The sequence below is a fragment of the Christiangramia marina genome, from assembly GCF_048285865.1.
In the GTDB taxonomy this organism is placed as follows: Bacteria; Bacteroidota; Bacteroidia; order Flavobacteriales; family Flavobacteriaceae; genus Christiangramia; species Christiangramia marina.
The window spans coordinates 140,162-146,560 of the sequence record NZ_JBLVTK010000001.1; the positions used below are offsets into that span (position 1 = coordinate 140,162).

Consider the following 6,399-nt stretch of genomic DNA (forward strand, 5'->3'; position numbering starts at 1 on the left):
TTTTAAAATAGTGCTCTACTGTTTTGCAAAGCGGGTGCAAATATAATTTCTTTTTATAAAACTAAAAAGCCTTTTCAGAATAAAAATTAAAAAAAGGCGGTTGAACCGCCTTTCCTAGTGCCCAATGATTGGTTTTTAGTATAAGTAGTTAAGGGCAACGGTATCATAATATCCAAATTCACCGTCTTCATTGCCACCAAAACAGGCCAGCATGATAGAATTCGAATCAAAACCTGTTGGCGTACCTGGAATATGGACTGCACCATCTGCTCCTGCAGATTCTCCGCTTTGTCCACAACTTTGTCGACTATACCAATCTGTATGTCTCAAACCTACAGCATGACCAATCTCGTGAGTCATCACGTGTTCATTTGTGTTTGTGTCGTAGTTCTGCATACCTGAGAAGATCTGTACATATTTATATGGATTACCATTACTTGGAAATCCTGCAACTCCTCCCGCCTGACCATTGTTGGTTTGATACACTACGATATCATATGGCTGATAGTTAGTTCCAAAAGTAAGTGAAAAGGTAATTCCCAGATCCAGCGCATTGTAATTTCCAATAGCATACTGCAAGGCAGTTCTCTGTTTACTGGATAAAGCCTGGCTTCCTCCGGTATAACCAATCACGTTCACAGTTCTCGGTGAACTCACCAGGTTATTGGTTCGATACTGCTTATTTGTGATCGATGCCGAAGACATGCTAAATAATTGATCTTTAGTCATAGCAATATCACCTTCAATAAGGTAATTTTCGATAGAGCTTCCATCGGGAAGCATCATCATCTGCTTTTCAACATGTTTTGAATTAAAATTAAGATCAGATATTCTCTTAAGAACCTCTTTCGAGATCTGATCCTCTTGAACTTGAGCTGTTTCAGCAGATATTTCTGAAACATCCTCTTTTTCACAGGAAGCAAAGAGTAATACTCCCAGAGATAGGGTAAGAAGTGTAATTTTTTTCATAAGTAAGTTTAGGTTAAAGGGGTACTTATGAAGGCAAACTACTTCAAACTGCAAATATTTACTAATAATTTATGTTAAATGTAGGAATTTTCTGTAGAACTATACGATCTCAGCACTCAATCCCGCATCTAACAATTTGGAGCATCGTGGCTCCAATTCATCATAGGGTCCGGTTTTTACAGTACATTTTCCTTTGTAATGCACCAGGATACTACATTGTTCTGCCTGTTCCGGAGTGTGCTCACAAGCATAGATCAATGTTTCGATCACATGATCAAAGGTATTATAATCATCATTATACAAGACGATCTCATTTTCACGCTGTTCTTTGGTTTTCAGGTCAACCTGTTCTAAAACTTCCTCTTTCGTACTCATCTTCAACTTATTACTTTTTCTGAAAGCTGCAAAGATACAAATTAATGTAACATGCTTAAAATGAAAACTTTGCAGCTACCCAGTTATTTCTCTCTATGTGTTCAATAAACTTCAAACCATGCTTTTCACATGCCGACTTTATTACCGGAAGGTCTTCCGTATAAAATCCACTAAAGTATATACTTCCCTTATCTTGCAGGCAGTCTACATAAGTAGTCATATCATTCAACAAAATATTTCTGTTGATGTTGGCAAGAATTACATCGTATTTTCTACCAGGTAATAATTCTGCTCCACCTTCTTCAACTTTAATATCTTCACAATTGTTTCGTTCAATATTTTCCAGCGTATTCAGGTAACACCAGTTATCGATATCAATCGCTTCAACCGGAGTTGCACCTTTCATTCTCGCTAAAATGGCAAGGACTCCAGTACCACATCCCATATCCAGTACAGATTTACCTTTCCAGTCGTTCTTTAGAATATGCTGGATCATCATATGAGTTGTAGAATGATGTCCGGTACCAAATGACATTTTAGGTTCTATAACAATATCGAACCGGGTATCTGGTTTCTCATGAAATGGAGCCCGAACACTGCATTCACCGTCCACCAGAATAGGAGTGAAATTCTTTTCCCACTCCTCGTTCCAGTTCACCCGTTCAATTTTCTTTACCTTAAAATCAATACTGAATTCTTCAGATTTCAGAATCTGTACCTTATCCAGTAAATCATCTGCAAACTGCTCTTCCGGCACATAAGCAGTAATACCGTCTTCATTCTCAACAAAACTTTCAAAACCAAGTTCCCCTAATTCTGCGATCAGTATTTCTGAAGCCGGAACTACCGGTTGTATCGTAAAATGATATTCGTAATAATGTCCGGTCATTAAAATGAGTTTACGATCTCAAGAAAATCAACTGCCTTCAGACTGGCGCCACCAATAAGACCGCCATCCACATCTTCCTTGGCAAAGATCTCTCTGGCATTTGCCGGTTTTACACTACCACCATATAAGATTGAAGTATTTTCAGCGACACTGGCACTTACATTGTCTTTTAATAAAGTACGTATATGTTTATGCATCTCCTGGGCCTGTTCTGGGCTTGCAGTTTCACCGGTTCCAATGGCCCATACTGGTTCGTAGGCTAAAATGATATTTTTCCACGCATCTTCTGAAAGGTGAAATAAAGCTTCTTTTAACTGTGACTCTACTAAACTGAAGTGTTTATCGTTTTTACGGTCTTCCAGCTCTTCTCCAAAGCAAAAGATCACTCTCATTCCTGCTGAGATCGCTGCGTCCACTTTCTTAGCCAGTTGCTCATTTGTTTCGTGGAAATATGCACGTCTCTCACTATGCCCTAGAATTACCGTAGTAACCCCAATACTTTGTAACATCTTTGCTGAAATTTCACCCGTAAAAGCTCCATTTTCACTTTCATGCATATTTTGAGCCGCCACAATCACGGGAGTATCCTTTAGTGCCTGGAAAGTTGGATATAGATTTGTGAAGGCTGGAGCCACCATTACAGTTGCTTCAGGCTCCTTAACCATTTGCATTTTCATTTCACCAAGCAATTCTTCAGTCTCAGCAAGGTCGTTATTCATTTTCCAGTTTCCGGCTACTATTTGTTCTCTCATGATAAATGTATTTCAGTGATTGGATGCTCTCCTACTATAGGTTTCAGCATAAAACACAAATATAAGGAAAGACTGAAATACGAAATCCTAAACCGAAGCTAAACCTTCAATTTTTAGGTTTTTCAGAATAAAAGATAGTAGATGTTTATAATTTGATATCGCTCGCGTCGAACCAGTGTTTTTTCTGCTCCACGGTTCCGGATCTTAACACCAGGATACCAGGATTTGCTCTTACGATAGTTTTAAGCGCAGTCTCGTCCGCCTGATAGAAATCGAAGTCCAGATCAAATTTCTCTTGGAGTTTAGCTTGCAGGTCCTCGCCTGATGCTGTGAGAGCAATTACACGATAATTCTTTGTCCGTGCTTCTTTTGCCAGGTCCTGGATCGCTTGATATCCTTCCATTTCCGTAGACCTTATGTTATACATAACGAACATCAGGACTTTATCTGTAGTAAGAATATCTGTCGTAATATCACCTTCCGGACCTTCGATCACAAAATCATGAATTGGCGGTACATAGCCTTCTTCGATCTGTACCGTTTCTACACCAATAAACTCTCCGGTAACCCCTGGATAGGCTCCTTGATTGGTAATGATCTTCTCCTCACCATCAATGTTGAATTTCCATTGGTATTCATACACAGGTTCCTGGGCACCTTCAGGCACTACCATTTTTTCAGCTATGTTATTGCCGATCTTATAGGGTCTGAAATCCAGCATTGGGAGATGCATCAACACATGATAACAAAATGCGAAACACGCCATAAAGCTCAGGAAAATTGCCCATTTATGATATTTCTGCGGAAACAGCGGCTCTATGTATTTTTGATTAAAGAACATTACCAAAATCAGAATCAGTAGGACAATATCTTTATAGAATGACTCCCATGGAGTAAGCGGAATAGCATTACCAAAACAGCCACAATCCGTAACTTTATTGAAGTATGCCGAATAAAAAGTGAGAAACGTAAAGAAAATGATCATGAGAAGCAGGCTCCAGCTTGTGAATTTTCTTGCAAACCCAATTAGCAGCATGATCCCAAGTACTAGCTCGAAGATTACCAGTAAAATAGCGATAATAAGAGCAAATGGTATAAGCGCCGGAATGTCCAGTACCGGTTCACTGAAGTATTCCTGTAGTTTATATGAAAAACCTACGGGATCATTCAGTTTAATGAATCCGCTGAAGATGAAAAGCACACCTACCAGGATTCTACAAATACCTACTATTGCTTTCATAACCTATATTTTCCAAATTATTTTTCAGCTTCCTGGAAATGGATCATAGCAAAAACAGCATAATTGATCATATCCTGGTAATTTGCATCAATCCCTTCACTAACCAGCGTTTTTCCCTGGTTATCCTCAATTTGCTTCACCCTTAATAATTTCTGTAAGATAAGATCTGTGAGCGAACTAATTCGCATATCCCGCCATGCTTCGCCATAATCATGGTTTTTATCCATCATAAGCTGCTTGGTTACAGCAATGTTCTTGTCATATAGATCTATTGCGTCCTGAGGTCCAAGATCGGGCTGAGCTGCAATTCCTTTTTCAAGCTGAATCAAAGCCATTACCGAATAATTAATGATCCCGATAAATTCAGATTTCTCATCTTCGTCAACTTTTCGAACATCACTTTCCTGAAGTTTTCTTATACGCTGTGCCTTAATAAAGATCTGATCTGTTAAGGAAGGTAATCGTAAAATGCGCCAGGCACATCCATAATCCTGCATTTTATTCAAAAAAAGACTGCGACAATGGCCAACGACATCATCGTATTGTTCGGAGGTATTTTGCATGAAGTAGCTGTAATTTGCGTAAATTTCGGTCAAATATTCCAGATAGTCAAAGTTATTTGCGCTACCAAAATTCAGCCATCTCATGTTTATAAATTGCCGTGGTAATCTCATCGACCTATCCGAACCAAAAGTGATGGGAATCATCAATATCACTCCAGACTCCTTTTTTGAGGGTAGTAGAAAACAAACAGATAAAGAGATCCTTTCCTCTGCTGAAAAAATGCTGAAAGAAGGTGCGAGCTTCCTGGATATTGGCGCCTATAGTTCCAGGCCTGGTGCTCAGGATATTTCAGAAGAAGAGGAATTAGAACGAATGATTCCGAAGCTGAAGTTACTGGAACAGCATTTTCCAGAAGTAAACTTTTCCGTAGATACCTTTAGATCCAGAGTCGCGAAAGAGGCTGTGGAGAATGGTGCCGCAATCATCAATGATATTTCCGCCGGAAATCTCGATGCTCAGATGATAGAAACCGTTGCCAGTCTCAAGGCTCCTTATATTATGATGCATATGAAAGGAACTCCGCAAACTATGAAAGACCTGAACCAATACGGGGATCTCACTGCAGATATTCTTTTTTACTTTTCTGAAAAGATCTCGGCAGCCAGAAAAGCTGGAATTAATGATCTAATTATTGACCCGGGATTTGGCTTTGCTAAGAACATTGCACAAAATTTTGAGCTATTGAATAAACTGGAACTTTTTAAAAATATCGAACTTCCCTTTCTTGCCGGGCTTTCTAGGAAAAGTCTCATCTGGAAAACCTTAAATTCTACACCAGAAGATGCTTTGAATGGTACCAGCATTTTGAATACTATTGCACTTAATAAAGGAGCTTCAATTTTAAGGGTTCACGATGTAAAAGAGGCAATGGAATGTATCAAATTAACCGGTGAACTCAATAACTACGTTTAGTTTTTCTATTTTTACAAAAAACCACTGCATTTGGACATCATAGATCTTCGCATCCTCGATATTCTAGATATTGTTTTTGTCGCCCTTCTACTCTACTACGTTTACAAACTGGTTCGAGGTACTGCGGCCGTTAATATTTTTATTGGGATCGTGGTCATTTACCTGGTCTGGCTGCTAACACAGCTACTACAAATGGAATTACTTAGCAGTGTTCTGGGTGAATTCGTTGGGGTTGGGGTATTTGCACTTATCGTGGTTTTTCAGCAGGAGATCAGAAAATTTCTATTAATGATTGGTTCCACAAATTTCACCCAAAAAGGCCGTTTCTTCCGAAGCTTCAAAATTAGCAGGGATGATGTACGTACAAAATTAGATGTAGAAGCCATTATAGATGCCTGTGAAGCAATGGGTAAAACCTATACCGGGGCTTTAATGGTCATTCAAAAGAATAATAAACTTGACTTCGTAAAGAATACTGGAGATAAAATGAAGATCAAGCTGAATCAGCCTATAATTGAATCTATATTTTTCAAGAACAGCCCGTTGCATGACGGTGCGATGGTCATCGAAGAAAGTATGATCACCGCCACCAGGGTGATCCTACCGGTATCCAATGACAGATCCATTCCCTTAAGATTCGGACTAAGACATCGTGCTGCGGTAGGGATTACTGAGAAAACTGATGCGCTGGCTTTGGT

Annotated in this window: 8 protein-coding genes; 2 read left to right on the forward strand and 6 right to left on the reverse strand. The window is 39.2% G+C overall.

Features of this window, described 5'->3' with window-relative positions:
- Positions 1 to 135: 135 nt before the first annotated feature.
- From ACNKXS_RS00665 to ACNKXS_RS00690, 6 genes are all read right to left on the reverse strand, one after another.
- The gene (locus ACNKXS_RS00665; RefSeq protein ID WP_417919200.1) at positions 136 to 969 is read right to left on the reverse strand and encodes a M57 family metalloprotease; all 834 of its coding nucleotides are present in this window, start codon (positions 967 to 969) and stop codon (positions 136 to 138) included.
- A 99-nt stretch (positions 970 to 1,068) separates the two neighbouring features.
- Entirely contained in the window at positions 1,069 to 1,344 is a 276-nt protein-coding gene (locus tag ACNKXS_RS00670) for an ATP-dependent Clp protease adaptor ClpS (protein ID WP_295179955.1), read from the reverse strand.
- A 55-nt stretch (positions 1,345 to 1,399) separates the two neighbouring features.
- Positions 1,400 to 2,233, reverse strand: a complete 834-nt coding sequence (gene prmA / locus ACNKXS_RS00675) for a 50S ribosomal protein L11 methyltransferase (protein ID WP_417919201.1) — start codon at positions 2,231 to 2,233, stop codon at positions 1,400 to 1,402.
- Positions 2,233 to 2,985: a triose-phosphate isomerase gene (gene tpiA, locus ACNKXS_RS00680; RefSeq protein ID WP_417919202.1), complete on the reverse strand. Its 753-nt coding sequence runs from the start codon at positions 2,983 to 2,985 to the stop codon at positions 2,233 to 2,235. Before tpiA ends, prmA begins: the two co-directional genes overlap by 1 nt.
- A 145-nt stretch (positions 2,986 to 3,130) precedes the next feature.
- Positions 3,131 to 4,225, reverse strand: coding sequence for a BT_3928 family protein (locus tag ACNKXS_RS00685; protein WP_417919203.1), 1,095 nt, complete (start codon positions 4,223 to 4,225; stop codon positions 3,131 to 3,133).
- Between the two features lie 17 nt (positions 4,226 to 4,242).
- Positions 4,243 to 4,788 (reverse strand): DUF1599 domain-containing protein, encoded by a 546-nt coding sequence (locus ACNKXS_RS00690; protein WP_417920122.1) that lies wholly within the window; start codon positions 4,786 to 4,788, stop codon positions 4,243 to 4,245.
- 82 nt (positions 4,789 to 4,870) lie between these two features.
- Here ACNKXS_RS00690 and folP point away from each other — a divergent pair, with 82 nt between their 5' ends.
- Positions 4,871 to 5,701, forward strand: coding sequence for a dihydropteroate synthase (gene folP / locus ACNKXS_RS00695; RefSeq protein ID WP_417919204.1), 831 nt, complete (start codon positions 4,871 to 4,873; stop codon positions 5,699 to 5,701).
- Positions 5,702 to 5,731: 30 nt separating this feature from the next.
- Positions 5,732 to 6,399, forward strand: a 668-nt coding sequence (locus ACNKXS_RS00700; protein ID WP_417919205.1) for a diadenylate cyclase, incomplete at its 3' end; no start/stop codon positions are given.

Bases quoted from the DNA above. Each gene is read 5' to 3' on its own strand.
- ACNKXS_RS00665 (WP_417919200.1), bottom strand. From the start codon at position 969: ATGAAAAAAATTACACTTCTTACCCTATCTCTGGGAGTATTACTCTTT.
- ACNKXS_RS00670 (WP_295179955.1), bottom strand. From the start codon at position 1,344: ATGAGTACGAAAGAGGAAGTTTTAGAACAGGTTGACCTGAAAACCAAA.
- prmA (WP_417919201.1), bottom strand. From the start codon at position 2,233: ATGACCGGACATTATTACGAATATCATTTTACGATACAACCGGTAGTT.
- tpiA (WP_417919202.1), bottom strand. From the start codon at position 2,985: ATGAGAGAACAAATAGTAGCCGGAAACTGGAAAATGAATAACGACCTT.
- ACNKXS_RS00685 (WP_417919203.1), bottom strand. From the start codon at position 4,225: ATGAAAGCAATAGTAGGTATTTGTAGAATCCTGGTAGGTGTGCTTTTC.
- ACNKXS_RS00690 (WP_417920122.1), bottom strand. From the start codon at position 4,788: ATGCAAAATACCTCCGAACAATACGATGATGTCGTTGGCCATTGTCGC.
- folP (WP_417919204.1), top strand. From the start codon at position 4,871: ATGTTTATAAATTGCCGTGGTAATCTCATCGACCTATCCGAACCAAAA.